This window comes from Streptococcus mitis (genome assembly GCF_003942775.1).
In the GTDB taxonomy this organism is placed as follows: domain Bacteria; phylum Bacillota; class Bacilli; order Lactobacillales; family Streptococcaceae; genus Streptococcus; species Streptococcus mitis_CN.
In genome coordinates this window covers 1-615 of the sequence record NZ_RJNX01000030.1, presented here as the reverse complement: position 1 = coordinate 615, position 615 = coordinate 1, and the positions used below count along the sequence as shown (strand labels likewise).

General features: G+C 44.3%; 1 protein-coding gene. It reads right to left on the bottom strand.

Going from position 1 to position 615, the window contains the following annotated elements:
- Positions 1 to 615: DUF1542 domain-containing protein (locus D8848_RS10735; protein WP_142999030.1), on the bottom strand; the 615-nt coding region annotated here is incomplete at both ends.

Here is a 615-nt window from a genome sequence, read left to right as displayed (position 1 = left end):
CTGGCTTAGCTACTGGCGTTGGAGTTACTGAGTCTACACTTGTTGTTCCTGCAGTCTTAGCTTTAGTTACTGCATCATTTGTCGTAGCGTTGTCGATTGCTTCCTTAGCTGTGTCAGCTTTCGCTTTAGCGTCTTCCTTAGCTTTTGCTTTCTCTTCAGCTGTTAAGTCGTTGTTCGCATCGATCGCGTCATTTTTAGCTTTCAATGCATCATCGATTGCTTGCTTAGCCGCTGGCTTAGCTACTGGCGTTGGAGTTACTGAGTCTACACTTGTTGCTCCATCATTTTTAGCTTGAGTTACTGCATCATTTGTNGTNGCGTTNTCGATTGCTGCTTTCGCTGCGTCTGCTTTCGCTTTTGCATCTTCCTTAGCTTTTGCTTTCTCTTCAGCTGTTAAGTCGTTGTTCGCATCGATCGCATCTTTCTTAGCTTTAAGTGCGTCATCTATTGCTTTTTTAGCCGCTGGCTTAGCTACTGGCGTTGGAGTGACTGAGTCTACACTTGTTGCTCCATCATTTTTAGCTTGAGTTACTGCATCATTTGTTGTTGCGTTATCGATTGCTGTTTTCGCTGCGTCTGCTTTCGCTTTTGCATCTTCCTTAGCTTTTGCTTTCT